The sequence below is a fragment of the Martinezella sp. CNPSo 3957 genome (genome assembly GCF_057784395.1).
This window is the reverse complement of sequence record NZ_JBXSOU010000001.1, coordinates 1,049,228-1,075,289: the sequence shown is the minus strand read 5'-3', so window position 1 is coordinate 1,075,289 and position 26,062 is coordinate 1,049,228. Positions and strand designations below refer to the sequence as shown.

The following is a 26,062-nucleotide window of genomic DNA, read 5'->3' as shown; positions in this document are numbered from 1 at the left end:
TGTGTGGGGCGGACGCGCCCATCAGGCAGGGGCATGGCGTTGAATGGTGCCGCTGTATCTGACGACGGCAGTAAATTTGGGGCTGATCAGGCAAGTCCGGCTGGTATCGGTCGGAGCACCTTGTGCGTGCCGTAGTCACGCTCGTGGGATTTGCGATGCTGCCGCTCGGAGCTTGCCGAAAACTCGACCAGAATACGCTCCATCATGCCATCCGGATAGGTGCCGGTGTCGTTCGTTTCAACTTCCGACTGGGCGGTTACGATCTTCATATTCATCTCTAGTCCTCCGGCTCTGCACGGAAACCCTTGATTCCAATATCTGTTCCATTAGTATTCCAAAAAAATTGTTAAAAAAATTAACTACGTCCGTTAATCAAATCGGGCGCCACGGCATCGAACTTGAATGGCTGGCCGAATTGGAACATTCTTGCAATCCTGGCGTTCAATCTCTGATTTGATTGCGGGGCTTGATGTATCTATCCAAATCGCCGAGGGCGCGGTTCTTCTCGTTGCCGGCGAAGCAACTGATATCGATTTAGACTTTAACCTCGACGTTGAGGTCCGAAGGGATCTTAGCCGGGTTCGCATGCCTTCGATCAATCACTGTCCAATCGACGGATAGACTGGAGCAGATCATGGCCATCATCATCACATCGATCATCCTCGCACTCATCGGTCTGGCGCTCGGTGGCGGCGGCCTTTGGCTTGTGCTGCTGGGCGGAAGTCCGTTTTATCTTCTGGCCGGCATCGCCTTCCTCGTAACGGCGATCCTGCTTTATATGCGCAAGGCAGCCGCGCTCTGGCTCTATGCGATCTTCGTACTGGCAGCGCTTGGATGGGCGATATGGGAGGTCGGTTTCGACTGGTGGCAGCTCGGTCCACGCGGCGGGTTGATCATTCTGATCGGTCTATGGCTTCTGACACCCTGGATCCGGCGGCCGCTGGGCTTTCGCAGCCTCGACGGCGTTTACTATGGAGCCAATCCATGGCCGCTCGCCATACCCTTGATTATTGCCATCCTAGTCGCCGTCTATTCGATGACGACCGATCCGCACGATCTCTCCGGCGATTTGCCGACGACAATGGCTGCGAATGCCCCGACGGGCGGCGATGTGCCCGATGGTGAGTGGCATCAATATGGTCGAACCTCGTTTGGTCAGCGTTACTCGCCTCTCGACCAGATCAATGCGCGGAACGTCGCGAACCTGAAGGAAGCCTGGCGATATCAGACAGGTGATGTGAAGCGCCCCGATGACATCGGCGAGACGACTTATCAGGTTACGCCGCTCAAGATCGGCGATACGCTTTTTATCTGCACGCCCCATAGCTTGGCGATCGCCATCGGTGCGACGGACGGCAAGGAAAAATGGCGTTACGATGCCAATGCCGGCATGAATCCCAACCGACAGCATCAGACCTGCCGCGGTGTCTCCTATTATCACGACACGACCGCTGCCGCCGGTGGACCGTGTGCCGATCGCGTCTATCTGCCGACCTCGGATGCCCGGCTGATCGCGCTCGATGCTGCCAACGGCAAGGTTTGTCCGAGTTTTGCCGATCAGGGCACCCTGCATCTTGAAACTGGCATGAAATACAATCCCGCCGGTTATTATTATTCGACATCGCCGCCCGTCATCGTCGCCGACAAGATCATCATCGGCGGCGCGGTGAACGACAATTATTCCACGCAGGAGCAATCCGGCGTCATCCGCGCATTCGACGCCCGGACCGGCGCGCTGCTCTGGAACTGGGATTCGGGCAATCCGGATCAGACAGCGCCGCTGCCCGCCGGCCAGACCTATACAACCAACTCACCGAACAGCTGGTCGGTTTCCAGCGCCGACGAAAAGCTCGGCATGGTTTACGTTCCGCTTGGCAACCAGACGCCAGACCAGCTTGGCATCGGCCGCAGCGCCAATGTCGAACGCTTCTCCTCCTCTGTGGTCGCGCTCGACATCAATACCGGCCAGCTCAAATGGGTGCAGCAATTCGTCCATCACGATCTGTGGGATATGGACGTGCCGGCCCAACCCGTGCTCGTCGATCTGACAAAGGCCGACGGCAGCACGGTTCCCGCATTGGTCGCTTCCACCAAGCAGGGCGACATATACGTGCTCGATCGCCGCACCGGCGCGCCGATCATTCCCTTCAAGGAAATACCGGCGCCGGGCGACACCATTCCGGAGGATCATGCCTCGCCGACCCAGCCGATCTCCGATCTGACCTTCTCGCCGCCGCCCTTGCAGGAAAAGGACATGTGGGGCGTCTCACTGTTCGATCAGCTCGCCTGCCGTATCTCTTTTCACCAGCATCAATATGAAGGCCGCTACACGCCACCATCACTGCGCGGCTCCATCATCTTTCCCGGCAATTTCGGCACTTTCAACTGGGGCAGCGTCGCCGTCGACCCTGAGCGGCAGATCATGTTCGGCATGCCGACCTATCTCGCCTTTACCTCCCGACTGGTGCCGCGCGCCGAGATCCCCCCAAAGGGAGCCGGCGACAAGGGCAGCGAACAGGGACTCAACCGAAATGAAGGCTCACCCTATGGCGTCTATATGGGTCCATTTGTCAGCCCGCTCGGCATTCCCTGCCAGGCACCGCCTTGGGGCTATGTCGCCGGTGTCGATCTGAAGACCGGCAAGATCGCCTACAAGCACAAGAACGGTACCGTCCACGATATGACGCCCCTGCCCCTGCCCTTCAAGGTCGGCGTTCCCGGCATTGGCGGCCCGATCGTGACCAAGGGCGGAGTGGCGTTCCTGGGGGCAGCGGTGGACGATTATCTCAGGGCCTATGACGTGACGACAGGCAGGCAGCTTTGGCAGGCACGCCTGCCGGCCGGCGGTCAAGCAACGCCGATGACCTATACGGCCAGCGATAACAAGCAATATGTCGTGATGGTGGCCGGTGGTCACGGTTCCGTGGGAACGAAACCAGGCGACTATGTGATCGGCTATACGCTACCATGACCCGATGATGGAGCGGCGCTAAGCCGCTCCCTTCTGCCACACGCAGTCTAGCTCTTTGAAGAGCGGCGGTTACCCTCGGCGACGTTGCTTTCGGAATCCGTTGCCGGTTCCCAACCAAACACGCTGCGGCCGCCATAGCAGAAGGAGCGGTCGAACTCGCCGGCCACGATTTCCTTGAGATCGGGGCCGGTGACGTAGCGCTCCAGCATCCGCGATTGGTCATCCAGCCGCTTCAGCGCCGACAATTCTTCGTCACGACCGAGGCGGCCCTTCCTGACGGCGGATTTCATCACGTTGATCGTCTCGTCATAGACCTTTAGCGGTACCGGAAAAGGATGCCGGTCCTTTCCACCATGGGCGAGCGAGAAGCGCGCGGGGTCGGAGAAGCGGCAAGGTGCGCCGTGAACCACTTCGGCGACCATCGCCAAAGCCTTCACCGTGCGCGCGCCAACCCCAGGCGTCAGCAGCAGCTCCTCGAAATCCACCGGGCCACGATCGGCCGCGGCGGCTAGATTTCCATGCAGGCGCCGCATGTTCACGTCTTCCTGGCGCACATCATGATGTGCCGGCATGACGAGGTATGGCAGCATCGGCTGTGCTTCTTGTTTGTCAATTACTGGAGATTTCCCTTCCAGGATATTGAATTCACGAATGATTTTATCTGGTCCCAATGAGGCAAGCAGATCCAGCTGACCGTCGCGGGAACGCTCGGCGCGCCGATCGGCAAGATTGACGATCTCGCCCTGCTCGCGCCCTTCGATAGCCGCGTGCGGCGAATCCAGGAAGCTCGTCAAACCCTCCGATAGCCAATGATATCGGCGTGCTTGCCGGCGTTCGTCGTTCATGCCCTGCTGGATGACGACCCACTTGCCGTCGTCGGCGACGATGAAGCCATGCAGATAGAGGTCGAAGCCGTCCTGCACGGCTGCGCTGTCCACCTTCGCGATTAGCCGGCTCTTCATGGCAAGGGACGCGCCGTCGATGCCGACGCGGTCGCCGATATCAAGCAGTTCGCCCGGCGTCTTGCGCGATTGCGCGCCGCGGCCGCCGCAGACATGGATGCCAAGTTCGCCGGATAGCGGCGTCAGGCCGCGCTTCAGGGCGCCAAGGACGCTCGTCGTGATCCCCGAGGAATGCCAATCCATGCCCATGACGGCGCCAAAGGACTGGAACCAGAAGGGATTGGCGAGACGGCGAAACAGCTCGTCACGCCCGTAATGCTGCACGATCGCCTCGGTGATGACGGCGCCCAGGCGTGTCATGCGATCGCCGAGCCAGCGCGGTACGCGACCGCCATGCAGGGGAAGATCAGCTTTGCCGGCTCTCTGTGCCAAATCCACGACTCTCGTTCTTTACCGTGGCATTGTAGTCCGGGGAGCCGAGATATGCCATTCGCAAGGTGCGGCGCTCAGCCGAAGCACCAAATATGAATTGTGATGAGATTAAGCCAACGCCGACGTCGGCGCAAAATCCTGCATCGCACCTGAAAAAGACTTGGGCAATGGGGAGGCATAGGAACTGCGCTTGCTGGTGGATAGGCCCAGCGACACCAAAGCTTCGGCCTGCTTGACCGCTGCGGCGACACCATCCACGACCGGGATGCCGTAGATCGATTGCAGCTGCCTTGCGAGATCCGTCATGCCGGCGCAGCCGAGGACAATGGCCTCCGCCCCATCCTCCGCAAGCGCTCGCTCGATCTCCGCCCGCAGCTTTCCGATTGCACCCGAAGAGGCATCTTCAAGCTCGAGAACAGGGATATCGGAGGCGCGAACCTTCGCCCGCGCGCCCATGCCATAACGATGGACAAGATTGTCGATGAGGATGCGCGAGCGTTCGAGCGTCGTCACCACGCTGAAGCGCTGTGCCAGGAAGCCGGCCGTGGCTACGGCTGCTTCACACAGACCGACGACAGGTACGTCGCAGAACATGCGTGCGGCTTCCAGACCGGTGTCGTCGAAACAGCAGATGATCGCGGCGTCATAGCCTTCGGCCTGCCTCTCCTTCAATTCGCGCAGCATGCCGGGCACGGCGATAGCGCCGTCATAATAGCCCTCGATCGAAGCCGGCCCCATCTGCGAGGTGGCAGCGATGATCTCTGTGCCGGGGCCTGCTACGGCACGCGCAGCGATTGCCGCCTTCTCCGTCATGGAAACGGTCGTATTCGGATTGATAAGCAGCAGGCGCATGATCTCAACTTTTCTTGGCTTGGCGGCGGCCGAGCATGGTCATGACTGCAAGCGCCAACAGGATAATGGTGAAGGAAAAGAGCGTCGTCACCGTCCCCAACGCGTAAAGAACTGGCGTCGTGACATTCGTCGTCATGCCGTAGATCTCGAGCGGCAGAGTGTTGTAGGTGCCCGACGTCATCAGGGTGCGGGCGAACTCATCATAGGACAGCGTGAAGCCGAATAGGCCGACGCCGATCAGGCTCGGCGCTATCATCGGCAGCACTACATGGCGGAAGGTTTGCCAAGAACTGGCGCCAAGATCGCGGGCTGCCTCCTCATAGGCCGGCGAAAACCGGTTGAAGACGGCAAACATGATCAGCACGCCGAACGGCAAGGTCCAGGTCAAATGTGCGCCGAAGGCGGAAGAATACCACGCCGGCGCAATGCCACCTTGCTGAAAGACGACGCCGATTCCGAGCGAGATGATGATCGACGGCACGACGAGGCTCGCAACTGCCGCATAGAACAGGAACGTCGATCCGCGAAACCGGCGGCGAAAGGCAAGGCCCGCCAGCAGCGATACGACAACGGTCACGATCATGACCATCACGCCGAGGATCAAGGAACGCTGGAACGATGCGCCGAAGTCTCCGACCGCCTGCTTCTCGAAGAGGTTGGCGAACCAATGCAGCGAGACACCATTCAACGGGAAGGTCAGGCCGCCGTCCGGCCCCTGGAAGGACAGGATGATGACCGCCGAGAGCGGACCGTAGAGAAACAGGACGAAAATCGTGAAGAAGATTGCCAGAAGATAGAATTCCAGGCCGCGCTTTTCTCTGTTCATCTTAGAGCTCCTTGCGGATGTCGACGATGCGTAGGATCGCAGCGACCATCAGCAATACGACGATCAGAAGCACGACCGCATTGGCGGCGGCGGCGGGATATTGCAGCAGCGACATCTGGTTCTTCATCATCAGCGCAATGGATGCGCTCTGGCCACCCGACATCACCTGCACGGTGGAGAAATCCGCCATGACGAGCGTGACGACGAAGATGCTGCCGATCGCCATGCCCGGCTTGGCAAGCGGGATGACGACATTCCACAGCACCTGCCATCCGCTGGCGCCGGCATCCCGCGCGGCTTCGAACAGAGAACGGTCGATACGCATCAGCGTGTTGAAGATCGGCGTCACCATGAACAGCGTGTAGAGGTGCACCATCGCGAGTACGACGGCGAAATCGGAATAGAGCAGCCATTCTATCGGCTTTGGGATCAGGCCCATCTCGATCAGCGTTGAATTGACAAGTCCGTTGCGCCCGAGGACGGGTATCCACGAGATCATGCGAATGATGTTAGAGGTCATGAAGGGCACGGTGCAGACGAGGAAAAGGATCATCTGCGTCGAGGTGCGGCGAATATGGAAAGCCAGAAAATAGGCGACCCAGAAACCGATGAAGAGCGTCAGCGCCCAGACAATTGCTGTGAATTTCAATGTGTTGAGGTAGGTTTTCCATGTAACCCACGAACCGAGCGTATCGGTGTAATTCGCGGTCAGGAACGCCGGATAGAGGCCGGCGAAATCATAATCCCAGAAACTGACGATGCCGATCATGGCGATCGGCAACAGGAAGAAGAAGCCGAGAATGAGAAACAGCGGCGTTGCCTGCAGATAGGCGACGGCCCAGCCGGGTACGGCAAATCCACGCCCGGGCTTCTGAGTTTCCTGCTCCGCATCCGAGGAAGCGATTGTCGCCATAGTCCGGCCTCTCCATTGGTAGGATCCTCTCCCCGCTTTTGCAGGGGAGAGGAAATGATCGATCGCAGCTTAGGCAGCGATGAATTCGTTCCAGCGACGAACCATGTAGCGGTCCTCATCCATGACCGAGTTCCAGCAGGCGACGGCACCCATACGGGTTTCGAAGGAACCGCCGTCGCGAACGGCGCCTGCCTTCTCCATCACCTTGCCTTCCGGAGAGAGGATATCGCCCTGCGCCGGCTTGCCCTCGATCCAGTAGCCCCATTCGTCGGCCGACATGAAGTTCTTGGCCGTTTCCATGCAGGCGGAATAGTAGCCCTGGCGGTTGAGGTAGCCGCCGACCCAGCCGGAGGTGTACCAATTGATATACTCATAGGCCGCGTCGAGCTGCGCACCCTTGAGATGCGAGGCGAGGCCGAGACCACCGCCCCAGGCACGATAGCCTTCCTTGAGCGGCTGGAAGGTGCAGGCAATACCCTTAGAGCGGACTGCAGCAACCGCCGGCGACCACATGGACTGGATGACCACTTCGCCCGATGCCATCAGATTGACGCTCTCGTCGAAGGACTTCCAGAAAGCGCGGAATTGGCCATCCCCCTTGGTCTTGATCAGGAAGTCGATGGTCTTGTCGATTTCCGCCTTCGTCATGTTGCCCTTGTCGGCATATTTGATCTTGCCGGCAGCTTCCATGATCATCGCGGCGTCCATGATGCCGATGGACGGGATATTGAGGATCGCCGTCTTGCCCTTAAAGGCCGGATCGAGAATGTCAGCCCAGCTGTTGATCGGACGGCCCGTGAGATCGGGACGAATGCCGAGCGTATCGGCATTATAGATGGTCGGAACCATCGTCATCCACTGCGTCGGCTCCTTGGCGAATTTCTTCGAGCCCTGCCCTTCGACAAAGCCCACCGTGTGCGGCGCCGTGCCCTGCGCGATGACGCTGTCGGGCTTCAGCTTGCCGTTGATGAAGAGCGGCACGATCTTGTCGTAATATTTGAGCTTCTTGACGTCCATCGGCTGCATGACGCCGGTCGGGAAAACCTTCTTGGCGATCCAGTATTCGATGTCGGCGATATCGTAGCTGTTCGGCTGCGTCACGGCTCGCTGTGCCGCGGCATCCGAATCGGTCGCCGTCATCTCGAGCGTAATGCCGAGATCGGCCTTGCACTTCTCCGCAATGGCATTGATATTCGAAACGCCGGTACCGAACTGGCGCAGCGTGATGTTCGATTGCGCCCAGATGGTCGGAAAGCCGGTGATGGCGCCGGAGCCGGCCATGGCGCCGAGAGCGGCAGCGCCGGTCTTCAGCAGCGAGCGGCGGGAAATGCCTTTCGTCGTCTTGGTAGTCTTGGTTTCAGTCGTCATGTCAGTTCCCCTTTTTTGATAGTTTGGATTCATGCGGATACGCGGCCGAGAAGGATTGCATCCTTCTGAGCCCAACTCAGTGAGACGGCGTCGCCGACGGCGATCGATCTGGCGGCAGCATCGTCGTTGCTTGCGATGACGGTGAAATCGTCGCTACCGGCGCCGATGACGGTGATCTTCAGCGTTGCGCCGCGATATTCGACATTGGAGACGACGCCGTTGAAGCCCAGCCCTTTGTCCGATGGCTGCGACAGCCGGACGCGGTCGGTGCGCACGGCGATGTCGACGGCTTCGCCGATAGCGCGACCTGACCCTTTTACGGAGAAGCCCTGCCCTTCCGGCGCGGTCATGGTGATCACGCCATCTTCGTTCGACGTTATGCGACCCGACAAGACGTTATGGTCACCCATGAAGCGGGCAACGAAAGCCGTCGCGGGATGTTCGAAAACCTCCCGCGGCGATCCCGCCTGCTCGATCCGGCCGTCATTCATGATGACCATGATATCGGCAAGCGCCATCGCCTCTTCCTGGCTATGCGTGACATGAACGAAAGTGATGCCGAGCGACTTCTGCAGCTTTTTGAGCTCAGCGCGCATGCGGATCTTGAGGAAGGGGTCGAGCGCCGATAGTGGTTCGTCCAGCAGCAAAGCTTCCGGATCGGTGATCAGGGCGCGGGCTAGCGCGACACGCTGTTGCTGTCCGCCTGAAAGCTGTGCCGGACGGCGGGTGGCATAGGCCTCCATTTGCATGAGCTTCAGCATGTCGAGCGCCTTCGCGCGGCGCTCTTCCTTGTCGACACCCTTCATCTTGAGGCTGAAGGCGACATTGTCGATAAGGTCCAGATGCGGAAACAGCGCATAGGACTGGAACATCATCGCCGTACCGCGTCTGGCGGGCGGGAAGTCGGTGACGACGGTATTGCCAAGCCTGATATCGCCCGAGGAAATGCCCTCGTGACCCGCAATCATGCGCAAGGTCGATGTCTTGCCGCAACCGGATGGGCCGAGGAAACAGCAATATGAGCCCGCCGGTATCTTCAGACTGATCGCATGGACTGCCGTGGTCGTGCCGTAGACCTTCGAAACGGACACTATATCGATCTCTGCCGCTTTCGACATCATCTTCCCCTGTGGTTTGGGAAAGACACTGCATCAATCGTGCCAGTTTTATGGATGCAGACTAACCGACTGAATTTACTTAATTTTATCCCGGGATAGAAATTGTGCTTCTCAACAGGCAATCATGAATCTGCACAGGAAATAGGCTATTGTGCGCGATTTATGCAAAATATCGTATACAATTTTGGCCTCGTTTGCATCAGATTTCGTTTAACTTCCGCGCGAAACCTGTCTATCATTGCAGCCAGTTACTCAGGCTACCGATCATGAATTCTTCAGCAGATGCGCTTTTGCCGCCCGGCGACGCTACCGACAGTGGCGCGCAACAGATCCGCGAGGCCATTCGCGACGCGATCGTCGAGCGCCGCCTCGCACCCGGAACGAAACTGTCCGAAAGCGATGTCGGCGCTCTCTTCAGCGTCAGCCGGACTCTGGCACGTGCCGCCCTGCAGGCTCTTTCCTATGAGGGACTCGTCAGCGTCGAAAAGAACCGAGGCGCTTTCGTCGCCTATCCATCGCCCGAGGAAGCGCGACAGATATTCGCTGCGCGTCGCCTGGTCGAGCCGGGGATACTGAGATCGGCAGCCGAACGTATCACTGCGCCTCAGCTCGCACAGCTCCGACAGCTCCTCGTGGAAGAAGGCCGCTTGATGGGAGAGCGCGGTCAACCCGCGCGCCGGGCCGAGATCAAGGCCTCGGGCGACTTCCATCTCATGCTCGCGTCGATATCGGGCAATCTCATCATGCAGCGCTTTATGGAGGAGCTTGTGGCGCGCTCCTCGCTGGTAATCGCGCTCTACGGACAATCAAGCGCTTCCAGTTGCGGCCATGCCGAGCATGGCGATATCATCACGGCACTGGAGCGCCAGGATGTGGGCACGGCCTGTCACCTGATGCTGCATCATATCGCACATATCGAAGCCGATCTCGACCTACGTGAGCGCAAGAGCTTCGGTCTGAAAGAAGCGTTTGAGCGGTGAGACATCCGTCACTCAGACGGTTCGCGCTCGACCGGTAGCCAAGGATTCAAGGAGAAAAAATTGAGCACGATCGAAACGCTCTTCACCCGGGCCAAGCTTGCCGATGGCACTGTCAAGGATATCGGCGTCACGGGCGGGCGGATCGTGTCGATCATGGAGACCGGAGCGCTGATCTCTGCCTCCGAGCTTATCGATCTTGAAGGCGCCCTCGTAGTGCCGGGCTTCGTCGAAGGGCACATTCATCTCGACACCAGCTTCTACGGTGACGCTTGGATTCCGCACAAGCCCTGCACCAACGGCTTCGATGTCCACGAGCGCGTCGCCTTCCAGGCGCAAAACATGGCGCAGGCCGCACCGATGGACGAAAGGGCCAGAAACCAGCTCGACCTCTGCATCGCCAATGGCAGCACATATATGCGCAGCCATATCATGGTGGACGGTTCCGTTGGATTGAAGTCGCTGGAGACTGTGCTTGCCGTACGCGAAGAATACCGCGGATTGATCGACATCCAGCTCGTTGCCTTTCCGCAAAGCGGCATTCTGAAAAGCCCCGGCACACCTGAGCTTCTGGACCGGGCGATCGCCATGGGTGCCGATCTCGTCGGCGGGCTCGATCCTGCAAGCTTCGATCGCGATGTCGAAAAACATCTCGATGTCGTTTTCGGCGTCGCCGAGAAGCATGGCGTCGATGTCGACATCCATCTTCATGACGGCGGCATGCTCGGCCTCTTCACCATCGAGCAGATCTGCGCTCGCACCCGCGCACTCTCCATGGGCGGACATGTCGCGATCAGCCATGCCTATGGGCTCGGCGATCTTTCGGTCGAAGCGGCTAAGCGTGCTGCGGCTCTCATCGCCGAGAGCGGTGTCTCCATCATGACCAACGCACCCGGCGCCCACACCTTCCCGCCCGTCGCCCTGCTTCGGGCTACCGGTGTCACCGTTTTCAGCGGCAGCGACAATATCCGCGATTCATGGTGGCCCTATGGCGATGGCGACATGCTGGGCCGCGCCATGATGATCGGCTATCGGTCCGGCTTCTATACCGACGACGAATTGAAGACCGCCTTCGATGTCGTGACCGAGAGCGGCGCCAAAGCTCTGCGCCTGGCTGATTACGGCTTGAAGATCGGTGCCAAAGCCGATTTCGTTACCTTGAAAGCGGAGCATGTTCCCGAGGCGGTCGTTGCAGTGCCGAAAGGACGCGCTGTCTACAAGGCGGGCAAGCTCGCCGCCAAAGATGGGGCCGTCCTGCGGCGCTGATCAAGCACCGGGACTTACGAACCAGCGAGCCTGCTAGCGCTTCAACTCTCGCTCGAATTTCTCGATCTGCTGTAGAACCCATGGGTCATCGGCGGAGTGTTGGATCGTTTCCTGTTCTGGCCGCCGCTTGCGGCGAATCCAATCGATGAAGGCGCGAAGCAGCCGCATATGGGTATCCGAGGTTTTCAATATCTGCGAGGCCCGGCAGCCAGGCTCGAAAACCAATGGAAGCCGGGCCTCGACGACCGCAAGGCGTTGCGGTGATTGCCTTTTTGCCCGCGGGAAAATGAACGCTGGCTGAACATGTTGCACGGCACGATAGTTTCCTCGCCTCTTTGCAGCCACTGGGAGAGAGCCTGCAAACCAATCTCATTTCACGAATGAAGAGCTTTTTTCCTTGAGCGTACCGCTATCGCCAAATCTGACCTAGTCGGGAGAGAAGGCGACCGTTAGACAATGCCGCGTCGCTTCCGATTTCCCCGGAGCGGCACAAGCTTAGCCTCGCCTGTGCGGGGCTTTTTTCTTTTCTGGATACGCTTACTCAGCGCCGCGGCTCGCCGCCCGGTGCATAGACCGTGTCCTGCTCGAAAGGAAACACCGAGCCGCATCGGCAGCGGACCATATGCTTGCGCGGATCGGTCGACGGCCGTTCCGTGGAAAAGCCGCGCGGCATCTCGTCTATCTTGAAATCGCGGCTCATCGCCCGACGATCGTCAGTTTCGGAAACTTCAGCAAAGCCGGTGTGGTCGCATTTCGCGCATTCCAGCTTCCGTGAATATCGATCTCTAGCGGCCATTCTCTTCCAGCCCGGGACTCACAACACGTTCCTTCTATCAGCGCTGTCGGCGCTCTTGAAGGCCGCAAACAACCTTCGCTGCTGCTCGCTTTGCGTCCTTAAAAATTTAAGGGCCGGAAAAATGACCGGGCCAATAGAAAGAGATTGACCTGATGGCAGATGTCAGACCAATTTACCATCCATGACAAAACCCATGCTTACCCCTCTTCCTTCCATTGATCGGACGCAGCAAGTCATCGAGGCGCTGTCGACCTTCATTGAATCGTCGAAGCTGCAGGCCGGCGACCGGCTTCCGACCGAGCGCGAGCTGATGGCAGCGCTTTCGGTGGGACGCTCCACCATTCGCGAGGTGATCACCTACTTCCAGGCGCTCGGCGTCATGGAAACGCGCAAAGGCAGCGGCACCTACCTGCTGAAGCCGGTTTCGAAAGCGACGATCCATATGCCGCTTTCCTTCAACCCGTCACACCTGCGCGATGCGCTGTTGCAGACGCTGGAGGTCCGCCGCGGCATTGAATGTGAAGCCGGCATGGTAGCTGCGAGAAAGCGAACCGACGAAGACCTCGTTATCATCGAAGAAAAGCTCAACGAGATGGAGCGCGTGCACATGGCCAAGGGCACATCCGGGCCTGAGGACCTCGCCTTCCATCTTGCCGTCTATGATGCCACCCACAATCCGCTATTCCGGCAACTTCTCGAACAGATGCGCGAAACCTTCGAGCGCTTCTGGGAGCATCCTTTCGACCGACAGGATTTTGCCCGTCGGTCCTTCCCCTATCATCGCACGCTGTTCAACGCGATCGCCGACCAGGATCCCGAGGCTGCGCGCGCCGAAACATTGAAAATTCTCGACGTGGTCGAGGAAGACATCAAGGAAATGTCCAAATGACTGACGGGTTAGAGCCGTTCGAACTTGCCTCCCTCATTACTGCCCATGATGACGGCAACTTCGCCGATGCCGTAGTGCCGCCGATCTTCCAGACCTCGCTTTTCACCTTTTCCAGCTATGACGAGATGATCGCCTCCTATCGCGGCGAAAAGGTGCGGCCGACCTATACGCGTGGCCTCAACCCGACGGTGCGTCTGTTCGAGGAAATGGTGGCAAAGCTCGAGGGCGCCGAGGATGCGCTCGGTTTTGCCAGCGGCATGGCCGCGATATCGTCGGCCGTTTTAAGCTTTGTCGAGCCGGGCGACCGTATCGTTGCAGTCAAGCACGTCTATCCCGACGCCTTCCGCCTCTTCGGCACGGTTCTGAAACGCATGAAGGTCGAAGTGACTTATGTCGACGGCCGCGATGAGGAGGCTGTCGCCAAGGCGCTTCCCGGCGCCAAGGTTTTCTACATGGAAAGTCCGACGAGCTGGGTCATGGAAGCGCATGATGTGGGTGCACTTGCCGCGCTCGCCAAACAGCACGGCGTCGTCTCGATGATCGACAATAGCTGGGCAACCCCCTTTTTCCAGCAGCCTTTGAAACTCGGCGTCGATCTCGTCATCCATTCCGCCTCGAAATATCTCGGTGGGCACAGCGACGTGGTCGCTGGTGTCGTCGCGGGCTCGAAGGACATGATCGCGCGGCTGAAAGCCGAAGCCTATCCTTATCTCGGCGGCAAGCTTTCACCCTTCGACGCATGGCTCCTGATCCGCGGGCTTCGCACGCTGCCGATCCGCATGAAGGCACACGAGACAGCAGCCTTGACGATCGCCAAGCGGCTGCAGGAGCTCGATGTCGTCGAGCAGGTCTGTCATCCGGGTCTCGCCAATCGGTTGCCTGCGGGCCTGAACGGCACTTCGGGCCTGTTTTCATTCATCTTCCGCGAAGGCGTCGACGTGCGTGCATTCGCGGATCGCCTCACGCTCTTCAAGCTGGGTGTGAGCTGGGGCGGACATGAGAGCCTGATCGTGCCGGGCGAAGTCGTGCTGCAGCAGAAGGCGCAGCCGAGTTCAGCGCATACTTTCGGCATCAATCCGCGCTCCGTACGTCTCCATGTCGGCCTCGAAGGAACCGAGGCTCTGTGGAAGGAACTCGAGGAGGCAATCGCCGCCGCCTCGTGACATCGTCAATCTGAGAGGAAAACCTAAAAAGGGGAAGCAACATGAAAAGACTGATAACAGCAGCACTCTTTACCGCCTTGATGGGCGGCACCGCCTTTGCCGATACGACGCTGAAGCTTGTGGAAGTCATCACGAGCCCGGAGCGCACCGAGACGCTGAAGTCGATCGTCGCCAAGTTCGAAGCCGCCAACCCAGGCACCAAGGTCGATATCATCTCCCTGCCCTGGAACGAAGCCTTCCAGAAATTCGCCACCATGGTTTCGGCCGGCGATACGCCCGACGTGATGGAAATGCCTGATACCTGGCTGTCGCTCTACGGCAATAACGGCATGCTCGAAAGCCTCGAGCCCTACCTCGCGAAGTGGGAACATACGAGTGAACTGACGCCGCGCGCGCTTCAACTCGGCCGCGATGTCAAGAACACCGCCTATATGCTGCCTTACGGATTCTATCTGCGCGCCATGTTCTACAACAAGAAGATCCTGAAGGATGCCGGCATCGCCGAGCCGCCGAAGACGATGGACGAATTCGTCAAGGCATCCGAGGCCATCTCGAAGCTACCGGGCAAATACGGTTATTGCATGCGCGGCGGTCCGGGCGGTCTCAACGGCTGGATGATCTTTGCCGCCTCCATGGCCGGCGACAACAAGTACTTCAAGGACGACGGCACCTCGACGATGAACAGCCCGGGCTGGGCGAAGGGCATCGAGTGGATGGTCGATCTCTACAAGAAGGGCTATGCGCCGAAGGATAGCGTCAACTGGGGCTTCAACGAAGTCGTCGCCGGCTTCTATTCCGGCACCTGCGCCTTCCTCGACCAGGATCCGGATGCGCTGATCGCCGTTGCGGAACGCATGAAAAAGGATGATTTCGGCGTTGCACCGCTGCCGAAGGGTCCGGATGGCAAGTCCTTCCCGACCATTGGCTATGCCGGCTGGTCGATGTTCTCGACGAGCCAGAACAAGGATCTGTCCTGGAAGCTGATTGCAACCCTTGAAGGCAAGGAAGGCAATCTCGAGTGGAATAAGAAGATCGGCGCGCTTCCGGCCTATACGGCCGCTGAAAAGGACCCCTTCTACGCCGGCGATCAGTTCAAGGGCTGGTTCCAGGAACTGGCCGACAAGGACACCGTTCCCACAGTGATGCCGACCTATCTTGAGGAATTCGCCTTCTTCAAGGATTCGCTGGCGATCAAGACCTCTCAGCAGGCACTGCTCGGCGATATCTCGGCCAAGGATCTGGCCGACCAATGGGCCGATTACTTGACCAAGGCCCAGCAGAAATTCCTCGCGAAGAAATAGAACGTACATGCGGCGGCGGAGCGATCCGCCGCCGTCTCTGCCCACTTGAAACAGACGGCGTTCGAACGCCGCGAATGGGAACTCTTGCAGATGACTTCGATCACCGACACGCTCGACAGGCGTCACGACCGCAGGCCGTGGCTGAAGCGCCTCGCCGACGCCTCGGAACCGTATCTTTACAGCGCCCCTGCCCTGATCCTCATCATCGCCGTGATGCTGGTGCCGCTGGCGATCGGCATATCCTATGCGTTTCGCGATATTCAGCTGCTCAATCCATTTTCCGGTGGCTTCATCGGCCTCGAGCACTTTCGCGATCTGTCAAAGGATAAGGCCTTCTACTGGGCACTGAAGAATACGCTTTGGTGGACGGGCGCTTCCGTGGTGCTGCAGTTCATCTTTGGGCTGATCCTGGCACTTCTTTTGGACAAACCCTTCTTCGGCAGATCGATCGTTCAGGCGCTCGTATTCCTGCCCTGGGCCGTTCCCTCTTTCCTCGCCGGTCTCAACTGGTCCTGGCTGTTCAATCCGGTCATCGGCCCGATCCCGCATTGGCTTTATGCCATGGGCCTGATGAACGAGCCGAACAACATCCTATCGGACCCGAATTATGCAATGTGGGGACCGATCGTTGCCAATGTCTGGTGGGGCATTCCCTTCTTCGCGATCACGCTGCTGGCAGCTCTCCAGGCAATCCCGCGCGATCTCTATGAGGCCGCTTCGATCGACGGCGCCGGCTGGTTCGAGCGCTTCCGCTCGATTACCCTTCCCTTCCTCGCTCCGACCATCGCCATTACCGTGCTGCTGCGCACGGTCTGGGTCTCGAATTTCGCCGATCTGATCGTCGTCATGACCGGCGGCGGACCCGCGGACCGCACGCAGATCGTTGCCAGCTACATCTTCACGCAGGCTTTCAAACGGCTGGATTTCGGCTACGCCTCGGCCATCGCCTTGGTACTGCTGGTTCTCCTTCTCACCTATTCCATGCTGATCATCCTGCTGCGGCAGACCCTGCTGAACAAGGATTAAGCCATGAGACGATCCATTCTTCCCACCATCGCGCATCGCCTGGCAATTCTTTGCTACGTCGTCTTCGCGCTCTTCCCGCTCTTCTGGCTGCTGAAAGTGTCGATGACGCCGAACGATCTGCTCTATACCGAGGGCGTGCGCATGTGGCCGTCGCGCACGACCTGGGAACACTATGCCTTCGTGCTGCAGCACAGCGACTTCCCGACCTTCTTCAAGAACAGCCTGATCGTCTCGGCCTCGACGGCAATTGCCGTGACCATCTGCGCATCGCTCTCCGGCTATGCTCTCTCACGCTTTAATTTCCGCGCCAAATACTGGATCGTGGCGCTGATGCTGCTGACGCAGATGTTTCCGCTGGTCATGCTCGTCGCACCGATCTTCAAGATCCTGACGCCGCTGCGTCTGACAAACAGCCTGACCGGCCTCGTCATCGTCTACACGGCCTTCAACGTGCCCTTCGCCACCTTCCTGATGCAGTCCTTCTTCGACGGCATTCCGAAGGATCTGGAGGAGGCAGCCATGATCGACGGTGCAACGCAGTTCACGGCTTTCCGGCAGATCATCCTGCCGCTGACGCTGCCCGGTATCGCAGCCACCCTCGGCTTCGTCTTCACGGCGGCATGGAGCGAGCTTCTCTTTGCGCTGATGCTCATCAACGGCAATCAGGCAGCGACCTTCCCGGTCGGGCTTCTTACTTTCGTCTCGAAATTCTCCGTGGATTTCGGGCAGATGATGGCGGCGGGCGTCATGGCGCTCATTCCGGCAGCCCTCTTCTTCCTGCTTATCCAACGCTATCTCGTGCAGGGCCTGACGGCCGGCGCGGTCAAGGGTTAGTCATATGGCATCGATCGATATTCAAAACGTCAAGAAAGCCTACGGCCACGTGCAGGTGCTGCATGACATCGATCTCAGGATCAAGGACGGCGAATTCGTCGTTCTTGTCGGCCCTTCCGGATGCGGAAAATCCACCCTGCTCCGGATGATTGCCGGGCTTGAGGACATCAGCGGCGGCGAAATCCGCATTGCCGACAATCGCGTCAACGAATTGCATCCGAAGGACCGCGACATCGCGATGGTCTTCCAGTCCTATGCGCTTTATCCGCATATGAATGTGGCCGGCAACATGAGCTACAGCCTGCGGCTGCGGAAGGTGGCCAAGGATGGCATCGCCAAGGCTGTCGCCGGCGCCGCATCCAAGCTCGGTCTCGATCCGCTGCTCGAACGTCGACCGAAAGCCCTTTCCGGTGGCCAACGCCAGCGCGTCGCCATGGGCCGCGCCATCGTGCGGCAGCCGAAAGCCTTCCTGTTCGATGAGCCGTTGTCGAATCTCGACGCCCGCTTGCGTGAGCAGATGCGTGCCGAGATCAAGAAATTGCATGGCGACCTGAAGGCGACCTCGATCTATGTCACCCACGATCAGATCGAGGCGATGACGCTGGCGGACCGTATCGTCGCCATGCATGGCGGGGTGGTTCAGCAGGTCGGCAGCCCGCTCGAACTCTATGACCGCCCCGCCAATCTCTTCGTGGCCGGCTTCATTGGTTCACCCGGCATGAACTTCCTTGATGCGACTTACGAGGGCAATGCCGTCAAGCTCAAGGACGGCACGCTCGTGCCGCTTCCCGAGCCGCTGCAACTGGCCGCCGGCACGAAAGTGACGCTCGGCATTCGGCCGGAGCATGTCGTGCTGTCGTCCGACCCCTCCGACATGGCCGCCAATGTCGAACTGATCGAGCCCACCGGCTTCGGCATCATCCTGCATCTCTCGCTGCACGGCCTGCCGTTCAAGGTATTCACATTAGATCGCACGGCCCTCGGCGCGGGGACGCAAGTCCACGTCGGCTTCCCGGCGCAGCATCTGCATGTCTTCGATGAGGATGGAAAAAGGGTGACTTGACGGTCGCCCCGATTAAAATTCTCAGTTCGCAAATGGCTCGGTCGGCCCGCTGGACGGCTGCGTGAACCAGTGCGGCCCATCCGACGCTATGTAGATGTGGTCCTCCAGTCGGATACCGAATTTCTTCGGAAAGACGATCATCGGCTCGTTTGAGAAGCACATGCCGGCCTCAAGCACCGTCGCGTTACCGCGCACGATGTAAGGCTCCTCATGAATTTCCAGGCCAAGACCGTGACCGGCACGATGCGGCAGTCCCGGCAGCTTATAGTCGGGCCCAAGCGAGTGTCTGGCAAGCACCGCGCGAGCCGCATCGTCCAGGCTCGAGCAGGCGGCGCCCAGCTTTGCCGCCTCGAAAACGGCCTGCTGCGCCTCGCGTTCGATCGCCCAGGCATCTTCGAAGGCGCTGTCGCCGCTCTTCAGCTTGTATGTCCGCGTCAGGTCGGAATGATAGCCGTCGATGCGGGCGCCCGTATCCACTAAGATGACGTCGTCTTCGCCGAGCGTCTGGTCGCCATCGGCGCCGTGTGGCAGGGACGTGGCTTCGCCGAAGGATACGATGCAGAAGGTCGAGCCGCCATCGGCGCCCGCCTCGCGATGGCGCCGGTCGATGAATTCGACCACTTCCGACGCGAGAATCCCCGGCTTGAGCAGGGTATGCGCCTGCTTATGCACGTCTAGTGTCAGGTTCATGGCATATTGAATGAGCGCGATTTCGGCTGGGGACTTGATCCGGCGCAGGCCATTGATGATCGGCCCGCCGTTGACAAGCCTTTCAGCTCCAAGCTCGACGGCCAGCGCGTTGTAGAAGTAAAGCGGCATGTTGTCGTCGAGCGCCAAGATGCCCTTATCTCCCAGCACGCGGGCTACGAGTGCCGCGCTGCTCTCTTCCTCCTGCCATTCCAGGATATCTGCCGGCAGATGCGGCAGGGTTTCCACCCTGCTGCGCTCGAAGCCCGGTACGATGTAGTAGAGGTCTGTCGGCGTCACCAGCGCGCCGAGAAACCGCTCGCTTGCATGCCAGACGAGCCCGGTGAAGTAACGCAGGCTCTCGGTCGGCCCGAGCAACACACCGGCCCATCCCTTTGCATCGAGCAGCTTTCGAAGGCTCGAAAGGCGCTGTTGTCTTTCCCCTGCGGTAATCCGGGGTACTGGGTGTTGCCACGACATTCTTACTCTCCTCAATACTCTTCGCCCTGCATAGCTTATCCTCACGCCATGCGGAGCGGTGCCGACACTATCGCTCCTGCAACACGCATGTCGACAAGAAAAATACAAATTCACCGCTTTCACGAAGGTCGCTGCCAGGTTCGATAGCTAAATTATTTGACAGCGCGAATACGGCTCCAGTGGTTCACTGCTCTCATCGAAGCAACCGATGGAGTATCGCTATGCAAGCCACAAGCATCATCACTTCTTCCGAACAGGCCCGCGCCTTCCATAAGACTCGAGGCGCGTCTTTCTCGACCTTGCTGGACCTTGTACGTGCGCTCGTACGCAAAATGGTCGAGCGCAGAAACCGCAATGCGCTTCTGGAACTGTCGGACGATCAGTTGAAAGACATTGGCCTTTCCCGCGGTCAGAATGGAAGCGATGTCCATATTTATAGCCGCTACTAAAAAGATGACGCAGGATGTGTTAGGCTTCACTGGTATGGCGGGCGTCAACGCCGGGATGGGGAAGTTCGGCATGTCAGAAATTACGACCGCATTGCTGCTGAAGACGAAAACCGTCCTCATCCGCGATATCGTCTGCAATGGCGAATGCCGACATAAGAGCGATGAAGAGTGCGCCCACAAGACAAGCCTCGTCTATCCCTATCGTGGCGTCTTCAAGCGCCACGTCGACCAGAGTGATACCGTTGCGGAAGCAAACCAGGTATTATTCTTCAATAAGGGACAGGGATATCGGATCAGTCATCCCGTTGACGGTGGCGATTCCTGTCTCGATTTCAGTATAGATGAGAGCGTCCTTCACGAGCTCGCGCCGAAAGAGCAGGTCCAGTCCGGCGAAAGCGTCATCTTCCGTCGGCAGCGCCGACGCATAGATCCACGTGCGCAGGCACTCGTGGCGATGCTTCGCCATGGGCTCAGCCGCAATATAGCCGAGAGCCTGGAGGGCGAAACGCTGGCATTGACCCTGGTACGCCGTTCTCTCGGCGAACGGACGTCGCATGCGGCCGGCGCAAGTTCCGGCCGGCAGAAGCTTGTCGACCGGGCAAAGCTCGTTCTGTCCTCCGATCTTGCCCGCCGCTGGACGCGTGCAGAGATCGCAACAGAAGTCGGCGTCTCGCCCGTCTATCTGACGCAAGTCTTCCAACAGGTGGAAGCCATTCCGCTTTATCGCTATCAGCTACGGCTTCGGCTGGCACGCGCTCTCGACCTCCTCGGCGCCTACGACGACCTGACCATGCTCGGGCTCGATCTCGGCTTTTCCAGCCACAGCCATTTCAGTGCTGCGTTTAAACAGACTTACGGGCAGACACCGGCGGAATTTCAGCGTTCGGCGCAGCTGAAGCCGAAGCGCTACGCGGTTCGCTAAAGATTTCGACAGCGCCGATACCATCATCGATGCTCTCATGAGCCTGCCTCAGCAAGGGGATCAATCAGAAAAGGATCATGAGATGAAGAGAACCACATGTGCCGCCTGCGATTGCGAACTCGGCTCGGAGACCATCAAGGTCAACCTTGGCGGCAAATCAGTTGAGGTATGCTGCGAGGAATGTGCGGCTGCCTTGAAAGAAGCCGGGCAATCGACGTCAGCCGCTGCGAGCGGCAAGGAATAGGAAAGCCGTCGGGCCGGCCCCGCGATTAATCGAAATGGAGGCGTTGCGGCAGGAGCGCCGCAACGCCTGTCTATTAGAAGCGCAGCTTGAAGTCTGCGCGGGCCTTGTTTTCGGTTACATCCTTCGAAAACTCGCCGTGATAGGAGATTCCGAGATCCGCGTTCTCGCTGATCTTCATGCCAATCCCGAGCGAAACCTTGGCAGCGTCACGCCCGATCGGTGTTCCCGAAACCAGGAAGCTGTCACCTCCGGCGAAGGACACTCGGCTTTCGGGCGTGACATCGCCGAAAGCATGCTGCCAGCCGGCCATCGTGTTCCAGGTCATGACCTTGCCGCCAAGATCGAAATTGCCCGTAGCCCGCAGACCAACCGTGGTGAAGGTCGCCCGAGTATCGCTATCCGTTGCCGAAAGAGCCGCAGCGCCGCCTTTTTCGCTAAAGCCGTCCGTCGAGAGGATGGCATGCGACAGATTTGCGAAGGGAGACAACTCAACCTGCTGACCGAGTTGAAATGCGTAGCTCGCCTCACCGAAGAATTGCGCCAGACCCGCATCGTAGTCGGCATTCAGTGAGTCCCTGAAGCCATTCATAAAGATCGACCGGCTCGTATCGATCTGGTTGAAGCTATAGGCAGCGCCTGCCTTGAGCGACAGATGGCCGATGTCTTTTCCACCATAAACGCCGATATGATAGCTATCGATATCCGTCGAACCGCTCGTGCGGCGGCTTTCGAGCGTGGAGTGACCCCATCCGGCCATCAGGCCGAGACGCACGTCGTCCGCGACGAAGCCATCGCCACCGATGAAGACCCCTCCTCCGGACAGATCGTAAGAGCCGGCATTGCCATCGCTGCCGAAGCGGCTGCGCATGCCGTAGCCGGACGTCCACGCCCCCGTATCGCCGGAGCTCAAACGGTCGAGGATCGTTTCGGCGACAATCTGCGAATTCGTAAGCTGGGCAGACTGGGCGCTGGCGTGGTCCTCACCGGAAAGCTGATCGAATGCATTGCGCGCATTCTCTGCATTCATGAAGAGAACCGCGTTGTAGAGCGGCAGGCTATCGGAGCCGACAGATTGATCGAGCGCATCGAGAGCCGAGGCGACAGCTCGTTGGTTCGCAGTCTGCGCCGCGGTGGTAAAGGAATGGCCGCCCCAGGATGAGAGACGCAAGGTCACGTCGTTGGCCGTATAGAGGAGCTGCGAATCGATGAAGGCGGAGTCGATCAGAAGATTGCCGAACCGCCCGGTCACATTACCAGCTGTCAGGAATGTGTAGGACTGGCCTGCCGCATAGCTGACGGTCGGGTCAAGGGCGATCACATTCACGCTGGCCCCTTCGACCACAGCCGTTCCGCTGACGATCGCCCGGTCGGATTTGCCGTTACTGGCGATTTCCAGATCATAGGCGGAGCCAGGCGAGAGTGTAAGATTGCCATTGACGTTGAGCGTGCCGATGGAATTGCCAGGAGACAGATGGCTGCCGCTTTTCAGCGTTACACTTCCGGTCGTGCCATTGCCGCCGAGGATTGCACCGGCTTCCACGTCCAACGATCCGCCCCACGAACCATTGATCGAGAAGCGCCCGCCGTTGAGAAGCGTCGTTCCGGTGAACTGCGAGCCGTCGCCCGCGTAAATCAGATTGCCCGTTCCGCGTTTTTCAAACACGCCGGTCCCGGAGATGGTGTTGGCGAGCGTACTCGTCACAAGCGTGTTCACCATCAATTGGCCACCGGTGTCGATCTGGACGGGGCCAGTTCCGAAAGCACTGCCGCTGCTGCCGGCGAGCATACCACCGCTCACGCGGGTTCCGCCGGAGTAGGTATTGAATCCGGTGAGCATCAGCGTGCCAGTGCCTTCTTTCGTCAGCTTGCCGCTTCCGCCGATATCGTTGCGCCAGGCGTCGAAGGCGTTGAAGCCGTCGAGGCTTTTGTCCATATTGACGGTGACATCCTCCCGGAACGCGCCATAGCCATCGGCCGCAGCGAAGAGGTTGAGGCGGCCATAGCCTTCCGGGTCGTCCATGACCGGATAGCCGGAAGGGAGAGCCGTGGTGGCAAGAACCGCGCGGCGCTGATCCGCGGTCAGGTAAGGCATACGTGTTTCCAGCAGCACCTCCGCCCCCTTCGGTACATAGGCGGGCTTGTCCGTCGCGCCTATGGGCGCAAAGCCGTAGGTCATGCGGGCGGCGACATAGGCTGCATTGGCATCGTGGTTTGCGAAACGATCCGTTGAGAGATCGGCAGCGTGCGCCGCGACATAAAGATCGGCTGCCGTTGTCGAGTTTGTTTCCTTTTTCAGCCAAGCCTGGGTCTGCTCATAGGCTTGGGCCTTGAGGTCCTGGGCGCTCGCCTGATTGAGATTGTAGACCACCGCTGCCGTGCCCAGCATGCGCCCGCCGATGACGTCGAGCGGCGAATGCATGCCGGCAATGATGCGGTTGTCGCCCATCACCACGGCGCGCGTAACCAGCTCCTGAAAGCGCTGCGGCACGAGATAGGCCATAGTCAGCGCGTCGCGCCACGCCTCTGCGGTATGACCGCTCGGGAAACCGCCATCGGTGACGGGGGTGCCGCTCTTGGCCGGCTCCAGCGTCGGGAGGACCTTGACGTCGCTCGACCACCGCCACGGCCGCGCATATTTGAAATAGCGCTTGGCGGGTTCCGTGGATGCATCCTGACCAACACGCCCCAGAAGATCGACAGCCAGGCCAAGATCGGGATTGCTGCTGCTGCCGATGCCTGTATTGTTGCCCCCGTCGTCGTATTTGACTGTTGTCGCATCGGGCGCGACATTCAGGATGGTTGTGGTCTGCTTGGTCCCCTTGGTCCAGGCATCCTGCAGCGGGCCGAGCCCATCCAGCATGCTGATGGCCTTGCCGCGCCGGTCATCGAGATAGGCATCGACAGCCTGCTGGGCGGTACGATTGCGCGTGGCATTGATGACATATTGGATATTGTAGTCATGTACCGCCCGATTGAGGATGGTCCCATCCGTGGCGCTGCCTGGTATGCCATCCCAGTCCGTTGTCGGGACGGCGGGAAAACCATCGCGTGCGGGGGCCGAAGTGCCGGCATCCACAAAGGGCGTGCGGGGCTGCCAGATATCGAGAAAACCGCTGAGCAGCCGGACGGCTGCGTTGGTTTCCTTCGTGGCATAGCGCGCGTCACCGCGCTGGTTCGTTGCACCGGTATCCATGAAGGCCGGAACATTCTTATTCAGATAGGCTTCTTGCGCCAGCGCTATGGCCGGGCATGCGCTGAAAACCAGACAAAGCGCCGTGGATACTCGAAGTTTTGCAATTACAGACAAGACAGGTCCCCCATGAACAATATCACTGTTAAGTGAGAGGCCTGCTCTAGTTGTTTACCTTATATCCTATGTGACAAGGGTTGTTCCTTTACGACGCCGAGTTTCGCCAATCCTGAATGCCGTCGGCGAGTTCGATCATCCTCGCCTCCCCGCTCCCACGCGATAGCACTTACCCTTGGTCGACCTGCGCACACGCCGCTGTCAACGACGAGAGCCGATTGTCAGGCTGCTCGCAGCCACTCGACGCTCCAGGCGGAAAGACGTCCCTCAATGGCGCCGCTATCCATCATCAATCGAATTTCGATCGGCGCACGCGGATCGACAACATCGATCGGCACTGCCGCTTCGAATGAGCCGGTGCCTTGCGGGCACACACGCAGGCGGCCGAGCAATTCGGCAGCATGTACCTCTACGGTGAAGATCTGCCCCTGGCAGTCTTCGTCGACATCGAAAATGAATTTCGCATTCCAGCGCCCCGTCGGCAGGTGAAGATAGGGGCCATAGATGAGGCAGCGGGCGCCACCGGTGAGATCGACCAGATCGTCCAGAGCCTGCCCCAAACTATCGCCTGATAGGAACGCTTCTTGCGGCCAGAAGACGGTGCTCGGGGCTTTACGGCGGTCGAATTCGAGGGGACGGAGAACCTTCCTTGCCGTCTCGCGCAGTCCCTCGCTGACCTCCGGAACCGCCTCCTGCGGTGTCAAATAGCCCGCAATGACAGCCGCGGCGGCTTCCTCCAGTTTCGGTGCTTTATGCGGTGGTTGTCCGGCAGGCGCCATGCCGACATGCAGCAGCGCGTTGGCTATCTGCTCCAGTTTAAGATCGGTACTGAAATGCCGGTCTATGGTCCTCAGCAAAAGATCTATGCTGCCCTTTTGATCGACATCGCCGCGACGCAAGACCAGCGCTCCGGAAGCGCCCGCAAGCGGCTCGAGGCAGGCAAGGCTCGCCGAAACGGCCCTGACCAAAGCGATATCCCGCTGCCCGGTCGCACGAGCGAGGTAGGAAACAGCGTCGAGGGGATCTTCGAGAAATAACAGAAACGGCACGTTGACCCTGAGGATCAGTTCCGATAGCCGTGCTTCAGGAAACTGCGAGACGAGAACGGCATGCGCGCCCGATCGCGCGAGGACATGCTGCTTGAGATCCTCCACAGTATCGGTGGCAATGACCGCATAATCGCCGAAGGCTTCGCGGGCCAGGGCGTGAACCGCTGCAACGCCCCAGGAAGACATGACCCCCGGCATTCCGAATGCAAAGAGGATGGTCACGACGC

At 59.3% G+C, this 26,062-nt stretch carries 24 protein-coding genes; 12 read left to right on the top strand and 12 right to left on the bottom strand.

All coding sequences use genetic code 11. The annotated features are described in order from the left end of the window. Window positions 1–86: 86 nt before the first annotated feature. Window positions 87–275, bottom strand: coding sequence for a hypothetical protein (locus tag AC13QE_RS04985; RefSeq protein WP_112603592.1), 189 nt, complete (start codon window positions 273–275; stop codon window positions 87–89). 359 nt (window positions 276–634) lie between these two features. Between AC13QE_RS04985 and AC13QE_RS04980 the strand changes: the two genes are divergently transcribed. Continuing rightward, entirely contained in the window at window positions 635–2,971 is a 2,337-nt protein-coding gene (locus tag AC13QE_RS04980) for a glucose/quinate/shikimate family membrane-bound PQQ-dependent dehydrogenase (protein WP_488482824.1), read from the top strand. Window positions 2,972–3,018: 47 nt separating this feature from the next. On the opposite strand, the gene AC13QE_RS04975 is transcribed toward AC13QE_RS04980, so the two are convergent. The 6 genes from AC13QE_RS04975 to AC13QE_RS04950 all read right to left on the bottom strand — a co-directional run bounded on the left by AC13QE_RS04975 (window position 3,019) and on the right by AC13QE_RS04950 (window position 9,382). Then, window positions 3,019–4,305, bottom strand: a complete 1,287-nt coding sequence (locus tag AC13QE_RS04975; RefSeq protein WP_488482823.1) for a DUF763 domain-containing protein — start codon at window positions 4,303–4,305, stop codon at window positions 3,019–3,021. Between the two features lie 108 nt (window positions 4,306–4,413). After that, entirely contained in the window at window positions 4,414–5,157 is a 744-nt protein-coding gene (locus AC13QE_RS04970) for an aspartate/glutamate racemase family protein (RefSeq protein ID WP_488482822.1), read from the bottom strand. 4 nt (window positions 5,158–5,161) lie between these two features. Next, window positions 5,162–5,983, bottom strand: a complete 822-nt coding sequence (locus tag AC13QE_RS04965; RefSeq protein ID WP_488482821.1) for an ABC transporter permease — start codon at window positions 5,981–5,983, stop codon at window positions 5,162–5,164. Between the two features lies 1 nt (window position 5,984). After that, window positions 5,985–6,896 carry an ABC transporter permease gene (locus AC13QE_RS04960; RefSeq protein ID WP_112400364.1) on the bottom strand — a complete coding sequence of 304 codons (912 nt, stop codon included), beginning with the start codon at window positions 6,894–6,896 and terminating at the stop codon, window positions 5,985–5,987. A 69-nt stretch (window positions 6,897–6,965) separates the two neighbouring features. Continuing rightward, complete coding sequence (locus AC13QE_RS04955; protein WP_112603600.1) at window positions 6,966–8,264, bottom strand: ABC transporter substrate-binding protein; 1,299 nt, start codon at window positions 8,262–8,264, stop codon at window positions 6,966–6,968. A gap of 29 nt (window positions 8,265–8,293) precedes the next feature. Then, on the bottom strand, window positions 8,294–9,382 hold the full coding sequence (locus AC13QE_RS04950) for an ABC transporter ATP-binding protein (protein ID WP_488482820.1): 1,089 nt from the start codon (window positions 9,380–9,382) through the stop codon (window positions 8,294–8,296). A 266-nt stretch (window positions 9,383–9,648) separates the two neighbouring features. On the opposite strand from AC13QE_RS04950, the gene AC13QE_RS04945 reads away from it, so the two are divergent. Together AC13QE_RS04945 and AC13QE_RS04940 are read left to right on the top strand one after the other, a co-directional pair. Continuing rightward, window positions 9,649–10,362: a GntR family transcriptional regulator gene (locus AC13QE_RS04945; protein ID WP_488482819.1), complete on the top strand. Its 714-nt coding sequence runs from the start codon at window positions 9,649–9,651 to the stop codon at window positions 10,360–10,362. A gap of 60 nt (window positions 10,363–10,422) precedes the next feature. After that, on the top strand, window positions 10,423–11,625 hold the full coding sequence (locus tag AC13QE_RS04940) for an amidohydrolase family protein (protein WP_488482818.1): 1,203 nt from the start codon (window positions 10,423–10,425) through the stop codon (window positions 11,623–11,625). A gap of 33 nt (window positions 11,626–11,658) precedes the next feature. Here AC13QE_RS04940 and AC13QE_RS04935 read toward each other — a convergent pair whose 3' ends face one another. Both AC13QE_RS04935 and AC13QE_RS04930 read right to left on the bottom strand, forming a co-directional pair. After that, the gene (locus AC13QE_RS04935; protein ID WP_274538728.1) at window positions 11,659–11,793 is read right to left on the bottom strand and encodes a hypothetical protein; all 135 of its coding nucleotides are present in this window, start codon (window positions 11,791–11,793) and stop codon (window positions 11,659–11,661) included. Between the two features lie 373 nt (window positions 11,794–12,166). After that, on the bottom strand, window positions 12,167–12,421 hold the full coding sequence (locus AC13QE_RS04930) for a hypothetical protein (protein ID WP_112339266.1): 255 nt from the start codon (window positions 12,419–12,421) through the stop codon (window positions 12,167–12,169). A 193-nt stretch (window positions 12,422–12,614) separates the two neighbouring features. Between AC13QE_RS04930 and AC13QE_RS04925 the strand changes: the two genes are divergently transcribed. The 6 genes from AC13QE_RS04925 (at window position 12,615) to AC13QE_RS04900 (ending at window position 18,697) form a co-directional block, all read left to right on the top strand. Further along, the gene (locus AC13QE_RS04925; RefSeq protein WP_015343035.1) at window positions 12,615–13,310 is read left to right on the top strand and encodes a FadR/GntR family transcriptional regulator; all 696 of its coding nucleotides are present in this window, start codon (window positions 12,615–12,617) and stop codon (window positions 13,308–13,310) included. After that, the gene (locus AC13QE_RS04920) at window positions 13,307–14,473 is read left to right on the top strand and encodes a PLP-dependent transferase (protein WP_488482817.1); all 1,167 of its coding nucleotides are present in this window, start codon (window positions 13,307–13,309) and stop codon (window positions 14,471–14,473) included. The genes AC13QE_RS04925 and AC13QE_RS04920 overlap by 4 nt, the downstream gene beginning before the upstream one ends. A 41-nt stretch (window positions 14,474–14,514) precedes the next feature. Continuing rightward, window positions 14,515–15,774: an ABC transporter substrate-binding protein gene (locus tag AC13QE_RS04915; protein WP_095436492.1), complete on the top strand. Its 1,260-nt coding sequence runs from the start codon at window positions 14,515–14,517 to the stop codon at window positions 15,772–15,774. 90 nt (window positions 15,775–15,864) lie between these two features. Then, window positions 15,865–16,800 (top strand): carbohydrate ABC transporter permease, encoded by a 936-nt coding sequence (locus tag AC13QE_RS04910; RefSeq protein ID WP_488482816.1) that lies wholly within the window; start codon window positions 15,865–15,867, stop codon window positions 16,798–16,800. A gap of 3 nt (window positions 16,801–16,803) precedes the next feature. Continuing rightward, window positions 16,804–17,634, top strand: coding sequence for a carbohydrate ABC transporter permease (locus AC13QE_RS04905; protein ID WP_488482815.1), 831 nt, complete (start codon window positions 16,804–16,806; stop codon window positions 17,632–17,634). 4 nt (window positions 17,635–17,638) lie between these two features. Next, window positions 17,639–18,697 (top strand): ABC transporter ATP-binding protein, encoded by a 1,059-nt coding sequence (locus AC13QE_RS04900; RefSeq protein WP_488482814.1) that lies wholly within the window; start codon window positions 17,639–17,641, stop codon window positions 18,695–18,697. Between the two features lie 21 nt (window positions 18,698–18,718). Here AC13QE_RS04900 and AC13QE_RS04895 read toward each other — a convergent pair whose 3' ends face one another. After that, complete coding sequence (locus tag AC13QE_RS04895) at window positions 18,719–19,864, bottom strand: M24 family metallopeptidase (RefSeq protein WP_488482813.1); 1,146 nt, start codon at window positions 19,862–19,864, stop codon at window positions 18,719–18,721. A gap of 221 nt (window positions 19,865–20,085) precedes the next feature. Between AC13QE_RS04895 and AC13QE_RS04890 the strand changes: the two genes are divergently transcribed. From AC13QE_RS04890 to AC13QE_RS04880, 3 genes are all read left to right on the top strand, one after another. After that, on the top strand, window positions 20,086–20,313 hold the full coding sequence (locus AC13QE_RS04890) for a DUF1127 domain-containing protein (protein WP_488482812.1): 228 nt from the start codon (window positions 20,086–20,088) through the stop codon (window positions 20,311–20,313). A 70-nt stretch (window positions 20,314–20,383) separates the two neighbouring features. Further along, the gene (locus AC13QE_RS04885) at window positions 20,384–21,235 is read left to right on the top strand and encodes a helix-turn-helix transcriptional regulator (RefSeq protein ID WP_488482811.1); all 852 of its coding nucleotides are present in this window, start codon (window positions 20,384–20,386) and stop codon (window positions 21,233–21,235) included. Between the two features lie 82 nt (window positions 21,236–21,317). Next, complete coding sequence (locus tag AC13QE_RS04880; protein ID WP_165915251.1) at window positions 21,318–21,479, top strand: hypothetical protein; 162 nt, start codon at window positions 21,318–21,320, stop codon at window positions 21,477–21,479. 73 nt (window positions 21,480–21,552) lie between these two features. Here AC13QE_RS04880 and AC13QE_RS04875 read toward each other — a convergent pair whose 3' ends face one another. Both AC13QE_RS04875 and AC13QE_RS04870 read right to left on the bottom strand, forming a co-directional pair. Further along, entirely contained in the window at window positions 21,553–24,786 is a 3,234-nt protein-coding gene (locus tag AC13QE_RS04875; RefSeq protein ID WP_488482810.1) for an autotransporter domain-containing protein, read from the bottom strand. A 221-nt stretch (window positions 24,787–25,007) separates the two neighbouring features. Then, window positions 25,008–26,057 carry a hypothetical protein gene (locus AC13QE_RS04870; RefSeq protein WP_488482809.1) on the bottom strand — a complete coding sequence of 350 codons (1,050 nt, stop codon included), beginning with the start codon at window positions 26,055–26,057 and terminating at the stop codon, window positions 25,008–25,010. Between the last annotated feature and the right edge of the window lie 5 nt (window positions 26,058–26,062).

Coding starts and splice junctions, on each gene's coding strand:
- AC13QE_RS04985 (WP_112603592.1), bottom strand. CDS start 275: ATGAATATGAAGATCGTAACCGCCCAGTCGGAAGTTGAAACGAACGAC.
- AC13QE_RS04980 (WP_488482824.1), top strand. CDS start 635: ATGGCCATCATCATCACATCGATCATCCTCGCACTCATCGGTCTGGCG.
- AC13QE_RS04970 (WP_488482822.1), bottom strand. CDS start 5,157: ATGCGCCTGCTGCTTATCAATCCGAATACGACCGTTTCCATGACGGAG.
- AC13QE_RS04965 (WP_488482821.1), bottom strand. CDS start 5,983: ATGAACAGAGAAAAGCGCGGCCTGGAATTCTATCTTCTGGCAATCTTC.
- AC13QE_RS04960 (WP_112400364.1), bottom strand. CDS start 6,896: ATGGCGACAATCGCTTCCTCGGATGCGGAGCAGGAAACTCAGAAGCCC.
- AC13QE_RS04955 (WP_112603600.1), bottom strand. CDS start 8,264: ATGACGACTGAAACCAAGACTACCAAGACGACGAAAGGCATTTCCCGC.
- AC13QE_RS04950 (WP_488482820.1), bottom strand. CDS start 9,382: ATGTCGAAAGCGGCAGAGATCGATATAGTGTCCGTTTCGAAGGTCTAC.
- AC13QE_RS04945 (WP_488482819.1), top strand. CDS start 9,649: ATGAATTCTTCAGCAGATGCGCTTTTGCCGCCCGGCGACGCTACCGAC.
- AC13QE_RS04935 (WP_274538728.1), bottom strand. CDS start 11,793: ATGCGGCTGCTTCGCGCCTTCATCGATTGGATTCGCCGCAAGCGGCGG.
- AC13QE_RS04930 (WP_112339266.1), bottom strand. CDS start 12,421: ATGGCCGCTAGAGATCGATATTCACGGAAGCTGGAATGCGCGAAATGC.
- AC13QE_RS04925 (WP_015343035.1), top strand. CDS start 12,615: ATGCTTACCCCTCTTCCTTCCATTGATCGGACGCAGCAAGTCATCGAG.
- AC13QE_RS04920 (WP_488482817.1), top strand. CDS start 13,307: ATGACTGACGGGTTAGAGCCGTTCGAACTTGCCTCCCTCATTACTGCC.
- AC13QE_RS04915 (WP_095436492.1), top strand. CDS start 14,515: ATGAAAAGACTGATAACAGCAGCACTCTTTACCGCCTTGATGGGCGGC.
- AC13QE_RS04910 (WP_488482816.1), top strand. CDS start 15,865: ATGACTTCGATCACCGACACGCTCGACAGGCGTCACGACCGCAGGCCG.
- AC13QE_RS04905 (WP_488482815.1), top strand. CDS start 16,804: ATGAGACGATCCATTCTTCCCACCATCGCGCATCGCCTGGCAATTCTT.
- AC13QE_RS04900 (WP_488482814.1), top strand. CDS start 17,639: ATGGCATCGATCGATATTCAAAACGTCAAGAAAGCCTACGGCCACGTG.
- AC13QE_RS04895 (WP_488482813.1), bottom strand. CDS start 19,864: ATGTCGTGGCAACACCCAGTACCCCGGATTACCGCAGGGGAAAGACAA.
- AC13QE_RS04890 (WP_488482812.1), top strand. CDS start 20,086: ATGCAAGCCACAAGCATCATCACTTCTTCCGAACAGGCCCGCGCCTTC.
- AC13QE_RS04885 (WP_488482811.1), top strand. CDS start 20,384: ATGTCAGAAATTACGACCGCATTGCTGCTGAAGACGAAAACCGTCCTC.
- AC13QE_RS04880 (WP_165915251.1), top strand. CDS start 21,318: ATGAAGAGAACCACATGTGCCGCCTGCGATTGCGAACTCGGCTCGGAG.